A 17,505-nucleotide genomic window follows, 5' to 3' on the forward strand; every position below is an offset into this window, starting at 1 on the left:
AGAGCGACGGTCAGATCTCGTCCGGCCGCAGCGGAGCGTAGTCGGCCGCATTCACTGCCGTCGGCCGGCCCTCCAGCTTCAGTTCGCTGAAGCGCGGCGCCGAACGGGCGATCACCTTGCCGCGGCGCATGACGACGAGGCGATTGGCCTTCAACCGCAGCGCCTCCAGCGGATCGCGCGCCTGCAGGATCACCAGGTCGGCGTTGCAGCCCTTCTCCAGCCCGTAGCCTTCCAGCCCCATGGTTTTTGCCGAGTTGACGGTGAGCGCGGCAAAAATCTTCTTCTTGTCCTCGATCCCGGCCATCTGCGCGACGTGGATTGCCATGTGGCCGACCTCGAGCATGTCGCCCGAGCCCATCGAGTACCAGGGATCCATCACGCAGTCCTGACCGAGGGAGACGTTGAGGCCCGCCTCCATCAGTTCGCGCACCCGCGTCATGCCGCGCCGCTTCGGATAGGTGTCGTGCCGGCCCTGCAGCATGATGTTGATCAGCGGGTTGGGAATGACGTCGATCTCTGCTTCCAGCATCAGCGGGATCAGCTTCGAGACGTAGTAGTTGTCCATCGAATGCATCGAGACCAGGTGCGAGCCGGCGACGCGGCCCTGCAGGCCGTAGCGCACCGTCTCGGCGGCGAGCGTCTCGATGTGCCGCGACATCGGGTCGTCGGTCTCGTCGCAATGCATGTCGACCGGCAGGCCGCGGTCGGCGGCGATCTTGCAGAGCGCTGCGACCGAGGCGGCGCCGTCGGCCATCGTCCGCTCGAAATGCGGAATGCCGCCGACGATGTCGAGGCCCATGTCGAGCGCGCGGTTCAGCGAATCGACCCCGCCCGGTGCGCGGTAGTAGCCGTCCTGGGGGAAAGCGACGAGCTGCAGGTCGATATAGGGAGCCACCTTCTCGCGCACCTCGATCAGCGCCTCGGCGGTGACGAGCGCCGGATCGCTCGTGTCGACATGGCTGCGGATCGCCAGCAGCCCCTGCGCGACGGCGAGGTCGCAGTAGCGCAGCGCCCGCTCCACCAGCGCCTCGCGCGTCAGCGTCGGGCGCAATTCGCCCCAGAGCGCGATGCCCTCGAGCAGCGTGCCGGAAATGTTCATCCGCGGCAGGCCGAGCGACAGCGTGGCGTCCATGTGGAAATGCGGATCGACGAAGGGCGGCGTCACCAGCCGGCCGCTCGCCTCGATCGTCTCGCCTGCCTCCGCCTCGATCCGCTGATCGACCGCAACGATCTTGTCGCCGTTGATGCCGATGTCGATGCCCTCGCGGCCGTCGGGAAGATTGGCATTCTTGATCAACACGTCGAACATGGGGCACCTGGTCTGGAATCGAAAGGCGAATGGCGTTCAGCGCTCCCGCGCCGTAACGGCCGCCGAGGATGGCGCCCGCGGCGGCGAGTGATGGGAGATAATATAGAGCACCCTAAGGCCGGGCTGGTAGGCCACCACCCCCCGCAACCGGGCCCTTGAATTTGCCGGGCGGAGCTCGGCGCCGCGAGCATCCATTGCCGGTCGGACCTTTGTCTCCAATGGGTTCCCACCTGATCGGGCGCGCGCATTCAGGCTCCTGTCAGCATCGCCCGGCAGGTTCGCGCCGCGGATCGGAATACTATCGCGTGCGTTTGACGGTGTGCTGCAGCTGGAGTTTGCAGTATCCGGGGACCAGGTCAAGGCTCCTGATCCGCGACGAAGCGGATCGAAGGAGCATCAATGGCCGCGCACACCGAAAGTCCGATCCCGGCCGAGCGCAGGCTTCGCCCCGCCATCGGCGCGATCCCGCTGAGCATTGCGGTGACCTTGTTCGTGCTTTGCACGGCCAACCAGAGCTTCTGGCACAAGACGGCCGCCTATTTCAGCGGAACGGTCGGGGCGACCGCGGTATTCGGCGTCGGCCTCGCCGCGCTTCTGTCGGCCGTCTGCATCATGATGTCGGTGCGTTTCCTGACAAAGCCGCTGTTCATCTTCCTGCTTCTCACCAGCGCCGTGGCCTCCTGGTTCATGGATCGGTTCGGCGTGGTCGTGAATGTCGACATGATCCGCAACGCCGCCGAGACGACGCAGGCCGAGGCCTCCAATCTCATCACGCCCGCCTTTGTCTGGCACCTCGTCGGCTTCGGGCTCCTGCCCTCGCTGCTGGTTGCCTGGGTGCGGATCGATCACCGGCCGTTCTTCGCCAAGGCCCGGATGAACGCGGCCTTCGTGCTGCCGCTTCTGCTCGTCGCCGCCGTTGCCGCCACGATGCAGATGCGGCTGCTGGCGAGCACCAGCCGGGAGCACAGGGACTGGCTGGCGAGCCTCAATCCCGTCGGGCCGATCGTCAGCGCCATCCGCTACGGAGCCAGTACGGGGGCTGAGAAGGACATCGCCGTGCAGAGCCTCGGGGCCGACGCGCGGGTTGTCGCCGCCGCCGGACGCCGCCCCCGCGTTCTCGTCGTCGTCGCCGGCGAGACGGCGCGCGCCGAGAATTTTTCGCTCGGCGGTTACGCTCGCCCGACCAACCCGGAGCTCGCGGCGCGCGACGTCACCTACTTTCCCGAGACGACGAGCTGCGGCACGGCGACGGCAGTGTCGCTGCCCTGCATGTTCTCGGTCTATACCCGCGACAGCTACACCCATCGCAAGGGGCTGGAGACCGAAAACCTTCTCGATGTCCTCTCCCATGCCGGCATCGCGGTCGAATGGTGGGACAACAACACCGGCAGCAAGCGGATCGCCGACCGCGTCGGCTACACCTTCCTGCCGAAAAGCGCCGACCCGCGCTTCTGCAGGGAGGGCGAGTGCCAGGACGGCATCCTGCTCGATCGGCTCGGGCCCTGGCTCGACGGCGTCACCAAGGACAGCGTGCTGGTCCTCCATCAGCTCGGCAGCCACGGGCCTGCCTATTTCGAGCGCTATCCGGACGCCTATCGTCGCTTCAAGCCGGACTGCCGCACGGCGGAGCTCGCAGATTGCACCGCCGAGGAGATCGTCAATGCCTATGACAACACGATCGCCTTCACCGATCACGTGCTGTCGGCGATCATCGACGAACTGCAGCGCCGGCAGGACCAGCTCGATGCCTCGATGATCTACATGTCCGATCATGGCGAGTCGCTTGGCGAGCATGGCCTCTACCTACACGGCGCGCCCTATCTGATCGCGCCGAAGCAGCAGACGCAGGTGCCCTTCGTCCTCTGGCTCGGCGGGCAGGACCGCGCCGCGATCGACCGGACGTGCCTGCAACAGCGCGCCGGCGAGCCGGCGTCCCACGACAACCTGTTTCACACCGTGCTGGGGCTGATGTCGGTGGCAACGAGCGTCTACGAGCGGCCGCTGGACGTGCTGTCGGAGTGCCGCCATGCGCCCTCTGCCTGACGCGCCGGGCATGGACGCTGCGGTGCCGGGCGGTATAGTCTGGCGACCAGAGCGGGGTGCCACGGCGTGCGCCCGGGAAGGGCGACGACGTGCGGATTTTGTTGATCGAGGATGACGCCATTCTGGGCGAGGCGGTGCGCGATCACGTTTCCGCCGGCGGCCACGCAGTCGACTGGGTGCGGCGGCTTGAGGATGCCCACGCCGCGACGCGCGCGGTCAATTACGGCCTCGTGCTCCTGGACCTGCGCCTGCCTGACGGCAACGGCATCGGCTTTCTCAAGGGACTGCGCGAGGCGGGCGACAGGACGCCGGTGATCGTGCTGACCGCACACGACCAGATTTCCGACCGCATCGAGGGGCTGAACAGCGGCGCCGACGACTATCTGGTCAAGCCCTTCAATCTCGGCGAACTGACGGCGCGGATGCTGGCGGTGACGCGCCGCTACGGCGGCAACCCCTCGCCGGTCGTCCGGCTCGGGGACCTGGAGATCGGCCCGGCCGATCGCCGTATCACCTGCGACGGCCGCGAGATCATTCTGTCGGGCCGCGAATGGGCGGTGCTGGACGTCCTGCTCGCGCGGCCTGGGGCGACCGTATCCAAAGGGCAGATCGAGGAGGCGCTCTATGCCTTCGGCTCGGAGATCGAGAGCAACACCGTCGAGGTCTATGTCAGCCGGATGCGCAAGAAGCTTGGGCACGCGCATATCCTCACCGTTCGCGGCGTCGGATACAGGCTCGGAATGCCCGCATGAGGGAACGCAGCATCACCCGCCGCCTCATCCTTTCGATGGCCGGGGCCATCGCGGCCCTCTGGCTGCTCGCCGCCGGTCTCGGCGTCATGGTGATGCAGGACGAGTTCGGGGAAATCTTCGACAGCGCGCTGCAGGAGACGGCGGAGCGGCTGCTGATCCTGTTCGTCGACGACATCGAGAGGAGCAAGGCGGCCCCCGACGGGCACCTCGACAGCATCATTGCTGCGACCGGAAAGGAATATCTCGTCTACCAGCTGCGTGATGACCAGGGCCAGGTGCTGCTGCGCTCCCACGACGCGCCGGCGGCTCCCTTCGACGTGCCGTTGAAGCGCGGCTTCTGGCGTGACGCCAGCTTCCGTTTCTACACCACCTCCAGCAGCGACGGCACGCTGTATCTGCAGATGGCCGATGCGCTCGCCGATCGCCGCGAGGCGCTGGTCGAGGGCGCCTTGGCGCTGCTGTTGCCTGTGCTGCTGCTCGTGCCGGCCAGCATCGGGCTGGTCTGGTTGATTGTCCGGCGGTCGATGAAGCCGATCGACGAGCTGCGCCAGGCGATTGCCGGCAAGGATGGCGGCAACCTCGCGGTGATCGCCCGCGAGGGGCTGCCGCGCGAGCTGCTGCCGATCGTCCGCTCCATCAACCTGCTTCTGTCCCGGCTGCGGGCGGTGCTGGAGGCCGAGCGCGAATTTACCGCCAACAGCGCCCACGAACTGCGAACGCCGATCGCCGGCGCGCTCGCCCAGACGCAGGTGCTGATCGAAGAGCTGCCGAACGGCCCGCGCAAGGCCCGGGCCCGCCAGGTGGAGACCTCGCTCGTCCATCTCAGCCGGCTTGCCGAGAAAATGCTGCAACTGGCCCGCGCCGAGGCCGGCATCGGCGTCGGCGACGCGCCGGTGGATCTGGCGCGCGTGCTGGAACTGGTCGTGCTCGATTTCCAGCGCGATCCGCAATTCTCCAGCAGGCTGCGCCTCGAGCGCGCCGAGGGGGCGATGCTGCGTCGTGTGGCGAGCGAGGACGGCTTCGCCATCGCGGTTCGCAATCTCATCGAGAACGCGCTGGTGCACGGCGCCGCCGAGGCGCCGGTCGAGGTGCGGCTCGAACAGGACGGAACGGTGCGCATCATCAACGACGGGCAGGTTCTGGCCGGCTGGGAGCTGGAGCTGATCCGCAAGCGCTTCGGCCGCGGACGCACAGCGGCGTCCGGCTCCGGCCTCGGCCTTTCGATCGCCGAGCGACTGCTCGGCCACATGGATGCGCGGCTGGAGCTGCTTTCGCCGCCACCGGGACGCAGGTCGGGCCTGGAAGCGCGCATCCGCTTCGAGCCCGACCTGCCGGCCGTCACTGCTCCGACAGCTTGATGTCGGGGTGATACTCCTTGCCCTCGACCTCCTTCACGACGGCCTGGCCGCATTGCATCTGCTGGGTATCGGCATTGTAGCCATAGGTCGGCGAGCCGTGCAGCGCCCAGCCCTGGTTGAGGGCCAGCGTGACCTTGTGGCAGAACGAGGCGTCGTCGGGGCCGGTCAGGAAGCGATAGACTTTCATGTGCGGTTTTCTTTCTGCGTTATGAGTTCGGCCCGCGCGATCAGGCGTCGTGCCTGGTCGAGATGCAGGCGTTCGACCATGCGGCCGTTCAGGTTGATCGCCCCCTTGCCGGTGTTTTCCGGCAGGGCGAAGGCGGCGGCGATGGCGCGGGCCTCGGCAAGCGCCGCATCCGCAACGCCGAAGGCGCGGTTGGCCGGACCAATCTGGGCGGGGTGGATCAGCATCTTGCCGTCGAAGCCCATCTGCCGGCCCTGCTCGCACTCCGCGGCAAAGACGTCGAGTTCCGTGAAGCCGTTGTAGACGCTGTCGATCATGTCCAGCCCGAAGGCGCGGCCGGCGACGATCGCCTGCATCAGCAGCGGCACGAGAAATGGCCGCCCCGGCATGTCGGCAATGCCGGTTGCCAGCCGCAGGTCGTTGAGGCCGAGGACGAGGCAGTCGAGCCGGCCGCCGCGTGTGCGGCCGACCGCGGCGATTCCGGCGAGGTTGAGGATCGCCGCCGGCGTCTCGATCATCGCCCAGAGCCGCGGCGTCTCCTCGGCGCCACGCTCGGCCAGCCAGTCGGCGACGGCAAGCACGTCCTGCGGTTCCTCGACCTTCGGCAGCAGCACCGCATCCGGCCCGCAGGCGATCACCGCCTCGAGATCGGCCGGGCCTTCCCTGCCGGAGAACGCATTGATGCGGACGATCCGCTCCTGCGGCACCGTACGATCCAGCGCGGCGAAATGCGCGACGAGGGCGGCGCGGGCGTCGGCCTTCTTCTCCGGCGCCACCGAATCCTCGAGGTCGAAGATGACGCCGTCGCAGGCCAGCGACGACGACTTCTCGAGGGCCCGCGCGTTGCTTGCCGGCACGCTGAGCAGCGAGCGGCGCAGGCGGAGCGGGTGATGCTGGAAGGGCTTGTCCATGGCGCCTTTGTGCCCCGCTTCGGTCAATTCGGCAAGCCGGGGGTCGGGCGCTCTTCGATCGAACCCCCGATGCGACGGAGTGGCCAGCCGGCAAGCCTTGCAATGAACATATTCATTGCCCACATTGAGCCCAGAGAAAGGGCCAAACATGCACAGCTTCCGCTCCATCTTCCTCGCCACCGCTGCCATCGCCGTCACCGGCATGATGCTCGTCTTCGCCGCCTCGCTTGGCCTGGCGCTGGCCGGTATCGCCGTCGTGGTCATGCTCGGCAGCTGGATTTCGGCGAAGCTGCAGCCGGCGCCCGTCCGCGCCAAGGTCTACGCTCGTGCCAACCGCGCCGGCCAGCGCGAACCGCGCGTCTGGAACGACGGCCGCGGCACGATCATCGACCTCTGATCGCCGTTTCAACGGCGGCTTTCTCCGGGCCTCCCCGGCCCGACGAGCAAGCGCGGCCAAGTTCCCCCTTCATTTCCGGGCGAAACTGATCTACACGCTTCGGCAGAAGATCTGGCATCGCAATCGAGGTTCACATCATGGACAAGTTCGTCAAGCTGACCGGCGTCGCAGCGCCGCTGCCCGTCGTCAATATCGACACGGACATGATCATCCCGAAGGACTATCTCAAGACCATCAAGCGCACCGGTCTGGGCACGGGTCTCTTCGCGGAGGCGCGCTACAACGAGGACGGCTCGCCGAACCCGGATTTCGTGCTCAACAAGCCCGCCTACCAGAACGCCACGATCTTGGTCACCGGCGACAATTTCGGTTGCGGCTCCTCGCGCGAACATGCGCCCTGGGCGCTGCTCGACTTCGGCATCCGCTGTGTCATCTCGACCTCGTTCGCCGACATCTTCTACAACAACTGCTTCAAGAACGGCATCCTGCCGATCGTCGTCAGCCCCGAGGACCTCGAGAAGCTGATGGACGACGCCGGCCGCGGCTCCAACGCCGTCTTGACCGTCGATCTCGAGGCACAGGAAATCACAGGTCCCGACGGCGGCCGCATCTCCTTCGAGGTCGACGCCTTCCGTCGCCACTGCCTGCTGAACGGCCTCGACGACATCGGCCTGACGCTGGAGAAGTCGGCTGCGATCGACAGTTTCGAGAAGAGCGCCGCCGCCGCCCGCCCGTGGGCCTGATCGTGACGGCGCGATGATGCGGTTCGTGCCGAAGCGGTTCGAAGGGGCGGCCTTCGGGCTGCTGCTCTCCGGGCTGATGTCCTGCATCGTCTCGGGCCTTTCGACTGCCCTTTCCGCCGGCGTCACCGCGGAGTTCCCGATACGTTGGATGGGCGCGTGGCTGCCGTCGTGGGGCGTCGCATTTCCGGCGGTCCTCCTCGTCGCGCCGCTGGTGCGGCGCATCCTAGCCAAGGTCGTCATCCAGGAGGGCTGAAATGCGCAAGCTGATCTCCTCCGGTTCGCCCTTCGAGCGCACCGCCGGCTATTCGCGGGCGGTCGTCCAGGGCGACTGGTGCTTCGTCTCCGGCACGACCGGCTACGACTACGCAACGATGAGAATGCCGGCGAGCGTCGAGGAGCAGACGCGCAACTGCCTGTCGACCATCCGCAAGGCAATGGAAGAGGCCGGCTTTGCGCTCGCCGACGTCGTGCGCTGCCACTACTACGTCACCGAGGCCGGCTTCGCCGACCGGGTGTTTCCGATCCTCGGCGAGGCCTTCGGCGAGATCAGGCCGGCTGCGACCATGGTGGTCTGCGACCTGATCCGCCCGGAAATGCTGATCGAAATCGAGGTCACGGCGCTTCGCCAGCGCTGAGCCCCGACGCGTGCAGGCACGGGCTTGCGGCCACGGGCGGGGCAGCGCCGTGGTGCGGGTGAATTTCGGACGGGGCACTGAAAGCTGCCACATCGAAACAAATAAACGTGCACCTCTCAGTGCCCCGTTCGGCGGTTTTTGCCCGCGAACTTGGTCCTCTGCTGCTCCCGCCCGCAAGGGCGGGGCGATGTGTGCCACCCCATGGGCACGTCCGGTGCGCAAATCGGGATAACCCGCCGTCACCAGAGGGGACCTGTCTCGCGAACCCCCGATGCCGGGACTTGCGTCCTTTCCCCGCACCAGGCGCCGATCCCGCTCCGCCGCGACGTCTCGCGGTGTCTCCATCGGCGGGACAATGCCATTGTCGCATCGAACGCCGACCTGTGGATGTACTGCGGGGCAATTTTTCGGCCGGCGCTGTGCCCAAAGGATTTTCGCGTCATAATAGCAAAGTGAAATCAATACATTATGTAGAACAAAAAACCCCGGCTGTGGTCGAAGCGATCCGCCTGGCGGCGAAAAATGTCCCCGTTCAAGGGCGTGCAAGGCCGGAAATCCCGCATGCGCGACGCCGGCACGGCACCTGGTGCCGGCTCGCGTCCCCGGTCCGGACCGTGCCGGCGCGGCGCTGACGAATTCGTCACTCGAAAAGCCTGCACGAAGTGCTATATGACCCTAAAGGAGTGCTTATGGCCCGCATAGACCAAACCGACGAGTGGCAGAACCGCCACGCCCCGACGATCAGCACATTCGAGTCGCTGGCGATGGAGGCGTATGGACACCTGCCGGAAGAATTCCGGGCGCTTACCGGCAACTTGATCATCGAGATCGCCGACTTCCCGAGTGACGACGTGTTCGACGACATGGCGCTGGAGACGCCGTTCGACCTGCTCGGCCTGTTCGAGGGGCGCGGCATTTCCGAGCGCTTCACCGTCGAGACCGGCGAGATGCCGAACCGCATCACCCTCTATCGGCGCGCGATTCTCGACTACTGGGCCGAGAACGAGGAAACCCTCGGCGACATCATCACCCATGTGCTGATCCACGAGATCGGCCACCATTTCGGCCTGTCCGACGACGACATGGAGCGGATCGAGGCCAGCGCCGACCTCGCCGCGGGCGACAGCAACACCTGAACCGCCCAAAGACGACCTCTTCCAGAGAGCGGGGAGGGCGCGTCTGCTTGAAGCGCTGCGCCCGTTGATCAGCGATGGAGCAGAAACAGTCTCTGTGGGCCGGCGTCCGGGGCTTGTTCTTGTCCCGCTGCGCGCGGTGAGAAGGTTCCCGCAGGACGCAGCCGGAACCGAATCCGGTGCTGCCCGGTCCTGGCCTACGCCTATTCAGCAACCTTTTCGGAAACCAGTCAGGACGCCGCCCGCGCGGCCCAAGCGGCTACATCTGGTCGAAGTCGACGACGACGCGGGCGCTCTTCGGATGCGCCTGGCAGGTCAGCACGAAGCCGGCCTCCAGTTCCCACGGCTCCAGCGAATAGTTTACCTCCATCGGCGCCTCGCCCTCGACCACCTTGGCCCGGCAGGTCGAGCACATGCCGCCCTTGCAGGCAAACGGCAGGTCCATGCCGGCGCGGAGCGCCGCGTCGAGGATCGACTCCCCTTCGGCCACCGGCACCTCGCGACGCTTGCCGTCCACGGTCAGCACTGCGGTGTGTGCCGGAGGCGCATCGGCGGCGATCTTCACCGGCGCCCGCGGGCGGCCGTTGAAGACCGAGACGAAACGCTCGGTGTGAATGCGGTCGGCGGCGATGCCGATGTCCTGCAGCGTCGCCTCCAGGTCGTCGATCATTCCGGTCGGGCCGCAAATGAAGACGTGGTCGACCATCTGGGCCGGCACCATCGAGGTCAGAAGCACCCGGGCCTTGTCGCCGTCGAGCCGGCCGTTGAGGACGGAGATGTCCTGCTCCTCCTTGCTGAGCACGTGGAACACGGCAAGACGGCCGAGGAAGCGGTCCTTCAGTTCCTCCAGGTCGTTGCGGAACAGAATGTCGCCGGTCGAGCGGTTGCCGTAGAACAGGAAGAAGTGGCTGTCCGGCTCGATCTCCAGCACGCCGCGCATGATCGACAGGATCGGGGTGATGCCGGATCCGGCTGCGAAGCCGACATGGATGCGGCCGTTGCCGGGAGCGTTGGCCAGGCCGAAGCGGCCCGTCGGCGTCATCACCTCCATCTCGTCGCCGGCCTTCAGCGTGTCGTTGACCCAGTTGGAGAAGATGCCGTCATCAAGCCGCTTGATGGCGACCCGCAGGTCGCTGTCCTTCGGCCCGGAACAGATGGAATAGGAGCGGCGCAGGTCCTCGCCGTCGATCGTCGCCCGCAGGGTCAGGTACTGGCCCGGGTCGAAGCGGTAGTCGGCGGCCAGCGCGGCAGGGACCTCGAAGGCGACCGAGACGGCATGATCGGTCTCGTGCCGCACGTCGGCGACGCGCAGCCGGTGGAAGCGCGGCGCGTGCTGCGGGGCCGAGGTCGGCGCGTGATTTTCCGCAATGGTCGTGGCTTGCTGGGAGACGGACATCCGGGTCACCTCGTCAATGGCATTTGAAATAGTCGAAGGGCTCGCGGCAGTCCTGGCACCGCCAGAGCGCCTTGCAGGAGGTGGATCCGAACTCGGCGAGCCGGACGGTGTTGGCGGAGCCGCAACGGGGGCAGGTCACCTCGTCGGCGCCGAACAGGGCGCCGCGGCCGGCGCGCTTTTCCGACGGCGGGGCGATGCCGTAGGCCTTCAGCTTGCGCCTGCCTTCCTCGCTCATCCAGTCGGTGGTCCAGGCCGGCGACAGAACGGTCGTCACCCTGACGCGATCGAAGCCGGCCTTTTCGAGGGCGATCTCCAGCTCCAGCGCGATCATGTTCATCGCCGGACAGCCGGAATAGGTGGGGGTAATGACCACCTCGATCGACCCGTCGGCCGAGCACGTCACGTCACGCAACACGCCGAGATCCTCGATCGAAAGGACGGGAATCTCCGGGTCGCACACCGTTGCCGCCACCGCCCGGGCGCGGGCCAGCAGTGGTTCGTTGCCCGCCGGCGGAAAGGATGCCGGCATCGGCCGCTCTTCCCGCCCCTCGCTCACCAGACCGCTCCGGGGATGGTGTGCTGCACGTGCTGCAGTTCGGCAAGCAGGTGGCCGAGATGCTCGCTGTGGATGCCCGTGCGGCCGCCCTTCTGCATCCAGCCGTCCGCGGGCGTGGTCAGCGTCGCCTCGTCCAGCACCGCCTTGACGTTGGCACGCCAGCGCTCGCGCAGGGCGGACAGATCGACGGCGATGCCGGCGTCCACCAGCGCCTTCTCGGAGGCGTCCATCTCGAACAGTTCGCCGGTATAGGGCCAGAGGTCCTCGAGCGCGGCGGCGATGCGGGCATGGCTTTCGGCCGTGCCGTCGCCGAGGCGGATGACCCATTCGCCGGCGTGGCGGACGTGGTAGGCCATCTCCTTCTCGCTCTTGGCGGCAATGGCGGCGAGGGTCGCATCCTTCGACGCCATCATGGCCCGCCAGTAGAGGTCGGCGAAATGGGCATAGAGGAACTGGCGCAGGATGGTGCGGGCGAAATCGCCGTTCTGCTGCTCGACCAAAAGCACGTTGCGATAGCCGCGCTCGTCGCGCCAATAGGCGAAATCGTCCTCGGTCCGGCCGCCACCTTCCGCCTCGCCGGCATAGGTGTAGAGCGAGCGGGCCTGGCCGATCAGGTCGAGCGCCATGTTGGCGAGCGCCATGTCCTCCTCCATCATCGGCGCGTGGCCGCACCATTCGGAAAGGCGGTGGCCGAGGATCAGCGCGTCGTCGGCGCGGCGGAGCGTGTAGAGAACGAGCGGCGTTTCGTTGACGCGAATGGTCTTGGCCATGGGGTGCCTCCAGGGTCGTCCGTCAGGCGAACGATGAACGGATACAGGCCGGCGGTCCCGCCGCCGGCGTCATGCGGGGGGTCGGGCCGCAAGCCGCGGGTTACATATGGCCGACTTCTTCCGGCACGTCGTAGAACGTCGGGTGGCGGTAGATCTTCGAGGCGGTCGGCTCGAACATCATCTCCTTGTCGGCGGGGTCGGAGGCGGTGATCGCGTTCGACGGCACCACCCAGATCGACAGGCCCTCGCCGCGGCGGGTGTAGATGTCGCGCGCCGCCTGCAGCGCCAGGGTGGCGTCGGTGGCGTGCAGCGAGCCCACATGCTTGTGGGCGAGGCCGTTGCGCGAGCGGATGAATACTTCCCAGAGGGGAAAGACGTCCTTCATGTCGGGTCTCCTCAGGCCGCCGCCTTGCGGGCGTGGCGTTTTTCGGCATAGGCGAGGGCGGCTTCGCGCACCCAGGCGCCTTCGGCATGGGCCTTGTTGCGGGCGGCGAGGCGATCTCGGTTGCAGGGGCCGTTGCCGGCAATCACCTGCTTGAACTCGTCCCAGTCGATGGCGCCGTATTCCCAGTGACCGGTCTGCTCGTTGAACTTCAGGTCCGGGTCCGGCAGCGTCAGGCCGAGGTAATGGGCCTGCGGCACGGTGGCGTCGACGAATTTCTGGCGCAGCTCGTCGTTGGAGAAGCGCTTGATCTTCCACTTCGTCGACTGGTCGGAATGCTGGCTTGCCGCATCCGGCGGGCCAAACATCATCAGGCATGGCCACCACCAGCGGTTCAGCGCGTCCTGCGCCATCTCCCGCTGCGCCTCATTGCCCTTCGATAGCGTCACCATGATCTCGTAGCCCTGGCGCTGGTGGAAGGATTCCTCCTTGCAGACGCGGATCATCGCCCGCGCATAGGGGCCGTAGGAGCAGCGACAGAGCGGGATCTGGTTCATGATCGCAGCACCATCGACCAGCCAGCCGATCGCGCCGATGTCGGCCCAGGTCAGCGTCGGGTAGTTGAAGATCGAGGAGTACTTCGCCTTGCCGGTCAGAAGCTGGTCGACCAGCTCCTCGCGCGAGGTGCCGAGCGTCTCGGCGGCGGCGTAGAGATAGAGGCCATGGCCGCACTCGTCCTGGACCTTGGCGAGCAGCGCCGCCTTGCGGCGCAGCGACGGGGCGCGGGTGATCCAGTTGCCTTCCGGCAGCATGCCGACGATCTCGGAATGGGCGTGCTGGGAGATCTGGCGCGTCAGCGTCTTGCGGTAGGCGGCCGGCATGCGGTCGTTCGGCTCGATGCGATCCTCGGCATCGATGCGGGCCTGGAACGCTTCGAGCAGCGCTGCATCCTCGAGCTGGGGCTCGCCGGCGTCCGGCTTGGCGTTGAGAGCTTGGGTGTACATCAGCTACCTCCGTCGATTGGGCGGATTATATGTGACGAAAATCATCTCGACAATAAAATTCTGTAACATGTTGCGGCGCAACCTTGTGGCGCCGGGCAGCGAACGGGAATCACCGGCGTCTAGACGAAGCGGTCGGCGATCGGAATCCGCGGCGGCTTCAGCGGGCCGTCCTCGTCGATGCCGTTCTGGTCGAGCCAGCGCTCGGAAGCGGAGGCCAACTGGCGGTAGAGCGCGGCGCAGAGCTGGCGGGCGGCCGTCCCCGGCCAGTCGTCGGGCAGGATCGCCGCCGGCAGGCCGGGATCGCGCAGCACGATGCGGCGGTATTCGTGGATCATCAGGACGCGGGCGGTGATCGCGCCGAGATCGGAGGGGTGCAGGCCCTGGTCGAGGGCGGCGAGCAGCGGGGCGAAATCGGCGATGAAGTGGCGGTAGTGGCCGGCAAGCTCGGCGACCGGCCAGGCGCGCTCTGCCAACGCGCGCATGTCGGCCGCGCTACCCTCGGCCCAAAGCCGGGGCTCGTCGCGGGCAATTTCCGGAAGGTCCCAGGCGGACGGCGCGATCCAGGTGCCGGGCACGGGCGTGCCAAAGCCCGCCTCTTCCAGTGCCTTGCGCAGCGCCTCACGGTCGGCTCCGGGCAGGGGCATCAGCAGGGTGTAGTGGCCGTCCCAGCCGTCGGGCCGCGGGTGATAGATGCGGTTGGCGGCGGCGAGGAAGGTCTCGCGGCCCTTCTGCCCGAGCCGGTAGAAACTGTTGCGGCCGACCTTGTTGCGCTCGATCCAGCCGTCGGCGGCGAGCCGCGACATGGCCGTGCGCACCACGCCGTCGCCGATGTCGAGGCCCTTGAAGAAGGCATTGAGGGTGCCGAGCCAGACCGAATCGCCGCGCGGCAGCAGCGCGTCGCCATAGAAGGTGATGATGATCGACCAGGTGCGCGACGGCTGCGACTGCAGGCGCTCCAGCACCTGCGACAAGGCCTGCCGCAGCGGGGTGTTCTCGCTCGCCTGCGTGCGGCCCCGGGTGGTCATCGGCTGCCGACCCGGCTGACCTTGCCGTCCTGCGACGCCGGCTGGGCGACCTGCGGCGCGCCGGACAGGATCAGCGTCGTCACCATTTCGGCATAGTCTTCGCGCGTCAGTCCCTTGCCGTCGCGGAACCAGAGGTAGTGCCAGTTGAGCATGCCGAACATCGACATGGTCAGCGGCTTCAGCAGCGGCCCCCTGCCGATCTCCGGCAGCGCCTCAGCGAGCGCGTCCGACAGCAGCACCACCAGCTGCCGCTCCATTTCGAGCAGCCGCTGGCGGCGCTCGTCGGATAGAAGCTTGAGATTGGCGATCTGCACCTGGTGCTCGGCGTCGGCGTCGCGATAGGCGTCGAGCAGGGCCTGCGCGATGGCGCGCACCCGCAGCCGTGGATCGGCCGTGGAGGCAGAGGCCTGCCCGACCACCTCGACCAGCTCCTGCAGATGGTCGTTGAGGATGTCGAAGAGCAGCGCCTCCTTATCCGGATAGTAGTGATAGAGCAGCGCCTTCGAGACGCCGCAGGCCTCGGCGATCATGTTGATCGAGGTGCCGGGGAAGCCGAACCTGGCGAACAGCTCGGCGGAGCGCTGCAGGATCGCCAGGCGCTTGGTGTCGTAATCCTGGGCGCGGGTACGGGCCATGTGACTCCAGTGCGATTGGCCTGCGACGGCGCGCCGGCGCGACCGATAAAACGTCCGATAGGTCTGGTCTGTCGGTTGCTCCGGCGCCCGGCTCCGGTGTGGAGGCGGGTCGCGGCAAATATGATTAACCAGTCGGTCGGTAAATTATAGCGCAGTGGCCGCGAATTGCAAACTGGCGACGCTCGCCGCTCCCCAGTTACCCAACGTGACAGCCCGGGGGCGTCTTGCTTGGCAGGGCCCTGTATTTCCGAAGCCGGCGAGGCGGCTGCGGGCGTGGCGAATCAATAGAAGACGTGGATGGGCCAGACGTGCGGCTGACGGCGGGCGATTTCGCGGGCGAACATGGCCTTGATGACGGCGGACAGACGGTTTTTCGGCCGGTCGACCGAGTTCACCGCCGGCAGTGCCGGTTGCTCCGGTGCCGTATCGGTATCGGTCGCGCGTGGCGAGAAATAGCCGAGCGTCACTCCGCCCATGTAGAACATGCATCCATCCCTGATCGTCCCGGCCGTTAACGGCCTGGCAAGGATAATGGCGAAAATGCGGCGCCTGTCAATAGTCCATAGATTTGGTGGGGTACGCCTCAGCCGGTCCGGCCGACGACCTTCTTTTCCGGAACCTCGTCGTCGACGATGCCTGCGGCGCCCGGCGCGGCGACGAACTGTTCCAGCGTCATCGTGTCGAGGATCGCGGCGATCGCGTCGCGCACCTCCGTCATGGCGCGGCGCACCTGACAGGCCTGGGGGTCGGCGCAGTCGTCGCAGGCCTCGAAGGCGGTGCGGCTGGCGCAGCGGATCGGCGCCAGCGGCCCGTCGAGCACGCGGATGGCATGGCCGATGCGGATCGCCGAGGCCGGCTGCGACAGCGCATAGCCGCCGCCCGGTCCCTTCTTGGAGCGCAGGATGCCGGCATTGCGCAGTTCAAGCAGGATCGTGTCGAGGAACTTCTTCGGGATGTTGTTGCGCAGCGCGATCTCGCTGACGAAGGCGGTCTCGCCGGGCGCGAGCCGCGCCAGATCTACCAGCGCCTTCAACCCGTATTTGCCCTTTTTCGTCAGCATATCTGCCTGCTTTCCACCTGCGCATCGGCACCGGCCATGCGCGCGCCTATCCGGCCGCGCCTGCGCCGCGCCCGCTCGGGAACTGCCACCCGCCTGTCCGGGAAAACGAATGCCGGCTACCAATACGGATGATTCCGACGCATTTTAGGCACGCAAGTGCTAAAAACATATAAAAAAAGTATATTTTAGCCGCGGCAGTTCATGCCGCCGGCGAATCGGCCGGGACGGCGCCCCGGCACGATCAATGCGGCTCAGGCCAGACCGGATTCACCGCGCGCTGCTCGTGCCGCCCGTGCCTCGTGGCGCCGGCGCAGTTCGCATTGCACCTCGTCCTGGAAGTCGAGCACCTGCAGGCGCATTTCCGCCTCGTCGCAGCCGAGCGCCGCCAGCTCGTTCGCAAGCTTGCGGCATTCGGCGCGCCAGTAGCGCAGCGCCGGCTCGCCGTGCAGCGCCTCCAGTTCGGCCGCGCAACGCCGCACGATGCCGGTGCGGCGCGCCATCGGGAACGGGATCGGCGCCGTGCTCGACGCGTGACTGACGGTTACGGATGCTGCGCTCATGAAATGCTGTCCCCTCGATGCGGTCGGTCCTGCATACGGGGTGCATGGTTAATGCCGGGTTTCCGAAGCGCCCGTCGTGTCTCGAATGGGCGCGGCAGCGAAGGGCGTCCAGGGGCGGGCGGCTCAGGGAAGGGCCGCCGCGATGTTGGTGGCGCTGCTGTCCTTCACCGCCTGCATCACCACGAAGGTCGAGGTGTTGGCGACGTTCGGCAGGCTGGAGATCTTCTCGCCGAGCACCTCGCGGTACCTGCGGATGTCGGAGGTGCGGACCTTCAGCAGATAGTCGAACGAGCCGGCGATCATGTGGCACTCCTCGACCTCCTGGATGCGGCGGACTGCGGCGTTGAACGCCTCCAGCGCCTTCTCGCGGGTGTCCGACAGCTTCACCTCGGCGAAGGCGACGTGGTCGAGGCCGAGCTTGCGCAGGTTGATCTCGGCGTGGAAGCCGAGGATGAATCCCTCGTCGATCAGCCGCTTCAGCCGCGCCTGGCAGGGAGTCTTTGACAATCCAACCCGCCTGGACAACTCTGTCACCGAGATCCGGCCGTCCTGGCTGAGGACGTCGAGGATGCGAAGGTCGAACTGATCCAAATTTTCGATATCATGCGTCTTCGCCATGCAATCAGCCTCCAATTCAATTGATAAATAGATC

The 17,505-nt window shown here is 66.8% G+C and carries 22 protein-coding genes; 8 read left to right on the forward strand and 14 right to left on the reverse strand.

All coding sequences use genetic code 11. The features are described 5' to 3' along the window. Positions 1-10: 10 nt before the first annotated feature. Entirely contained in the window at positions 11-1,309 is a 1,299-nt protein-coding gene (locus C7449_RS08105) for an amidohydrolase family protein (RefSeq protein ID WP_108002286.1), read from the reverse strand. A 399-nt stretch (positions 1,310-1,708) separates the two neighbouring features. Here C7449_RS08105 and C7449_RS08110 point away from each other — a divergent pair, with 399 nt between their 5' ends. The 3 genes from C7449_RS08110 to C7449_RS08120 all read left to right on the forward strand — a co-directional run bounded on the left by C7449_RS08110 (position 1,709) and on the right by C7449_RS08120 (position 5,462). Next, entirely contained in the window at positions 1,709-3,352 is a 1,644-nt protein-coding gene (locus C7449_RS08110; protein ID WP_108002287.1) for a phosphoethanolamine transferase, read from the forward strand. An 89-nt stretch (positions 3,353-3,441) separates the two neighbouring features. Further along, entirely contained in the window at positions 3,442-4,104 is a 663-nt protein-coding gene (locus tag C7449_RS08115; RefSeq protein ID WP_108002288.1) for a response regulator transcription factor, read from the forward strand. Further along, positions 4,101-5,462 (forward strand): sensor histidine kinase, encoded by a 1,362-nt coding sequence (locus tag C7449_RS08120; RefSeq protein WP_108002289.1) that lies wholly within the window; start codon positions 4,101-4,103, stop codon positions 5,460-5,462. Before C7449_RS08115 ends, C7449_RS08120 begins: the two co-directional genes overlap by 4 nt. Here the strand turns inward: C7449_RS08120 and C7449_RS08125 are convergent. After that, positions 5,443-5,649, reverse strand: coding sequence for a DUF1737 domain-containing protein (locus tag C7449_RS08125; RefSeq protein WP_108002290.1), 207 nt, complete (start codon positions 5,647-5,649; stop codon positions 5,443-5,445). The genes C7449_RS08120 and C7449_RS08125 overlap by 20 nt on opposite strands. Beyond that, positions 5,646-6,557, reverse strand: a complete 912-nt coding sequence (locus C7449_RS08130; RefSeq protein ID WP_108002291.1) for an HpcH/HpaI aldolase/citrate lyase family protein — start codon at positions 6,555-6,557, stop codon at positions 5,646-5,648. The genes C7449_RS08125 and C7449_RS08130 overlap by 4 nt, the downstream gene beginning before the upstream one ends. 148 nt (positions 6,558-6,705) lie before the next feature. Between C7449_RS08130 and C7449_RS08135 the strand changes: the two genes are divergently transcribed. From C7449_RS08135 to C7449_RS08155, 5 genes are all read left to right on the forward strand, one after another. After that, the gene (locus C7449_RS08135; RefSeq protein WP_108002292.1) at positions 6,706-6,954 is read left to right on the forward strand and encodes a hypothetical protein; all 249 of its coding nucleotides are present in this window, start codon (positions 6,706-6,708) and stop codon (positions 6,952-6,954) included. 137 nt (positions 6,955-7,091) lie between these two features. Continuing rightward, on the forward strand, positions 7,092-7,697 hold the full coding sequence (gene leuD, locus C7449_RS08140) for a 3-isopropylmalate dehydratase small subunit (RefSeq protein WP_108002293.1): 606 nt from the start codon (positions 7,092-7,094) through the stop codon (positions 7,695-7,697). Between the two features lie 13 nt (positions 7,698-7,710). Continuing rightward, complete coding sequence (locus tag C7449_RS08145; RefSeq protein WP_108002294.1) at positions 7,711-7,950, forward strand: DUF2798 domain-containing protein; 240 nt, start codon at positions 7,711-7,713, stop codon at positions 7,948-7,950. 1 nt (position 7,951) lies between these two features. Next, positions 7,952-8,332, forward strand: coding sequence for a RidA family protein (locus C7449_RS08150; protein WP_108002295.1), 381 nt, complete (start codon positions 7,952-7,954; stop codon positions 8,330-8,332). Positions 8,333-9,021: 689 nt separating this feature from the next. Continuing rightward, positions 9,022-9,468: a metallopeptidase family protein gene (locus tag C7449_RS08155; RefSeq protein ID WP_108002296.1), complete on the forward strand. Its 447-nt coding sequence runs from the start codon at positions 9,022-9,024 to the stop codon at positions 9,466-9,468. A 256-nt stretch (positions 9,469-9,724) separates the two neighbouring features. On the opposite strand, the gene paaE is transcribed toward C7449_RS08155, so the two are convergent. The 11 genes from paaE to C7449_RS08210 all read right to left on the reverse strand — a co-directional run bounded on the left by paaE (position 9,725) and on the right by C7449_RS08210 (position 17,471). Beyond that, positions 9,725-10,861: a 1,2-phenylacetyl-CoA epoxidase subunit PaaE gene (gene paaE, locus C7449_RS08160; protein ID WP_108002297.1), complete on the reverse strand. Its 1,137-nt coding sequence runs from the start codon at positions 10,859-10,861 to the stop codon at positions 9,725-9,727. A 13-nt stretch (positions 10,862-10,874) separates the two neighbouring features. Continuing rightward, positions 10,875-11,390, reverse strand: coding sequence for a 1,2-phenylacetyl-CoA epoxidase subunit PaaD (gene paaD, locus C7449_RS08165; protein ID WP_108002298.1), 516 nt, complete (start codon positions 11,388-11,390; stop codon positions 10,875-10,877). A 23-nt stretch (positions 11,391-11,413) separates the two neighbouring features. After that, the gene (gene paaC / locus C7449_RS08170) at positions 11,414-12,187 is read right to left on the reverse strand and encodes a 1,2-phenylacetyl-CoA epoxidase subunit PaaC (RefSeq protein ID WP_108002299.1); all 774 of its coding nucleotides are present in this window, start codon (positions 12,185-12,187) and stop codon (positions 11,414-11,416) included. Positions 12,188-12,287: 100 nt separating this feature from the next. After that, the gene (gene paaB, locus C7449_RS08175; protein WP_108002300.1) at positions 12,288-12,572 is read right to left on the reverse strand and encodes a 1,2-phenylacetyl-CoA epoxidase subunit PaaB; all 285 of its coding nucleotides are present in this window, start codon (positions 12,570-12,572) and stop codon (positions 12,288-12,290) included. 11 nt (positions 12,573-12,583) lie between these two features. After that, positions 12,584-13,573, reverse strand: a complete 990-nt coding sequence (gene paaA / locus C7449_RS08180) for a 1,2-phenylacetyl-CoA epoxidase subunit PaaA (protein ID WP_108002301.1) — start codon at positions 13,571-13,573, stop codon at positions 12,584-12,586. Between the two features lie 119 nt (positions 13,574-13,692). Next, a complete protein-coding gene (gene paaX / locus C7449_RS08185; RefSeq protein ID WP_245414327.1) occupies positions 13,693-14,598 on the reverse strand; it encodes a phenylacetic acid degradation operon negative regulatory protein PaaX in 906 nt (301 codons plus the stop codon). Then, a complete protein-coding gene (locus C7449_RS08190; RefSeq protein ID WP_108002302.1) occupies positions 14,595-15,233 on the reverse strand; it encodes a TetR/AcrR family transcriptional regulator in 639 nt (212 codons plus the stop codon). The genes paaX and C7449_RS08190 overlap by 4 nt, the downstream gene beginning before the upstream one ends. A 281-nt stretch (positions 15,234-15,514) precedes the next feature. Beyond that, a complete protein-coding gene (locus C7449_RS08195) occupies positions 15,515-15,718 on the reverse strand; it encodes a hypothetical protein (protein ID WP_108002303.1) in 204 nt (67 codons plus the stop codon). Positions 15,719-15,816: 98 nt separating this feature from the next. Continuing rightward, on the reverse strand, positions 15,817-16,293 hold the full coding sequence (locus tag C7449_RS08200) for an RrF2 family transcriptional regulator (RefSeq protein WP_108002304.1): 477 nt from the start codon (positions 16,291-16,293) through the stop codon (positions 15,817-15,819). A gap of 251 nt (positions 16,294-16,544) precedes the next feature. Then, entirely contained in the window at positions 16,545-16,853 is a 309-nt protein-coding gene (locus tag C7449_RS08205) for a DUF6074 family protein (protein WP_108002305.1), read from the reverse strand. Between the two features lie 123 nt (positions 16,854-16,976). Then, the gene (locus C7449_RS08210; protein ID WP_108002306.1) at positions 16,977-17,471 is read right to left on the reverse strand and encodes an Lrp/AsnC family transcriptional regulator; all 495 of its coding nucleotides are present in this window, start codon (positions 17,469-17,471) and stop codon (positions 16,977-16,979) included. Positions 17,472-17,505 lie beyond the last annotated feature (34 nt).

This window comes from Mycoplana dimorpha (assembly GCF_003046475.1).
Taxonomy (GTDB): domain Bacteria; phylum Pseudomonadota; class Alphaproteobacteria; order Rhizobiales; family Rhizobiaceae; genus Mycoplana; species Mycoplana dimorpha.

Coding starts and splice junctions, on each gene's coding strand:
- C7449_RS08110 (WP_108002287.1), top strand. CDS start 1,709: ATGGCCGCGCACACCGAAAGTCCGATCCCGGCCGAGCGCAGGCTTCGC.
- C7449_RS08190 (WP_108002302.1), bottom strand. CDS start 15,233: ATGGCCCGTACCCGCGCCCAGGATTACGACACCAAGCGCCTGGCGATC.
- C7449_RS08125 (WP_108002290.1), bottom strand. CDS start 5,649: ATGAAAGTCTATCGCTTCCTGACCGGCCCCGACGACGCCTCGTTCTGC.
- paaE (WP_108002297.1), bottom strand. CDS start 10,861: ATGTCCGTCTCCCAGCAAGCCACGACCATTGCGGAAAATCACGCGCCG.
- paaD (WP_108002298.1), bottom strand. CDS start 11,390: ATGCCGGCATCCTTTCCGCCGGCGGGCAACGAACCACTGCTGGCCCGC.
- C7449_RS08200 (WP_108002304.1), bottom strand. CDS start 16,293: ATGCTGACGAAAAAGGGCAAATACGGGTTGAAGGCGCTGGTAGATCTG.
- C7449_RS08205 (WP_108002305.1), bottom strand. CDS start 16,853: ATGAGCGCAGCATCCGTAACCGTCAGTCACGCGTCGAGCACGGCGCCG.
- paaB (WP_108002300.1), bottom strand. CDS start 12,572: ATGAAGGACGTCTTTCCCCTCTGGGAAGTATTCATCCGCTCGCGCAAC.
- C7449_RS08120 (WP_108002289.1), top strand. CDS start 4,101: ATGAGGGAACGCAGCATCACCCGCCGCCTCATCCTTTCGATGGCCGGG.
- C7449_RS08105 (WP_108002286.1), bottom strand. CDS start 1,309: ATGTTCGACGTGTTGATCAAGAATGCCAATCTTCCCGACGGCCGCGAG.
- C7449_RS08155 (WP_108002296.1), top strand. CDS start 9,022: ATGGCCCGCATAGACCAAACCGACGAGTGGCAGAACCGCCACGCCCCG.
- paaC (WP_108002299.1), bottom strand. CDS start 12,187: ATGGCCAAGACCATTCGCGTCAACGAAACGCCGCTCGTTCTCTACACG.
- C7449_RS08130 (WP_108002291.1), bottom strand. CDS start 6,557: ATGGACAAGCCCTTCCAGCATCACCCGCTCCGCCTGCGCCGCTCGCTG.
- paaX (WP_245414327.1), bottom strand. CDS start 14,598: ATGACCACCCGGGGCCGCACGCAGGCGAGCGAGAACACCCCGCTGCGG.
- C7449_RS08135 (WP_108002292.1), top strand. CDS start 6,706: ATGCACAGCTTCCGCTCCATCTTCCTCGCCACCGCTGCCATCGCCGTC.
- C7449_RS08210 (WP_108002306.1), bottom strand. CDS start 17,471: ATGGCGAAGACGCATGATATCGAAAATTTGGATCAGTTCGACCTTCGC.
- C7449_RS08150 (WP_108002295.1), top strand. CDS start 7,952: ATGCGCAAGCTGATCTCCTCCGGTTCGCCCTTCGAGCGCACCGCCGGC.
- leuD (WP_108002293.1), top strand. CDS start 7,092: ATGGACAAGTTCGTCAAGCTGACCGGCGTCGCAGCGCCGCTGCCCGTC.
- C7449_RS08145 (WP_108002294.1), top strand. CDS start 7,711: ATGATGCGGTTCGTGCCGAAGCGGTTCGAAGGGGCGGCCTTCGGGCTG.
- paaA (WP_108002301.1), bottom strand. CDS start 13,573: ATGTACACCCAAGCTCTCAACGCCAAGCCGGACGCCGGCGAGCCCCAG.
- C7449_RS08195 (WP_108002303.1), bottom strand. CDS start 15,718: ATGTTCTACATGGGCGGAGTGACGCTCGGCTATTTCTCGCCACGCGCG.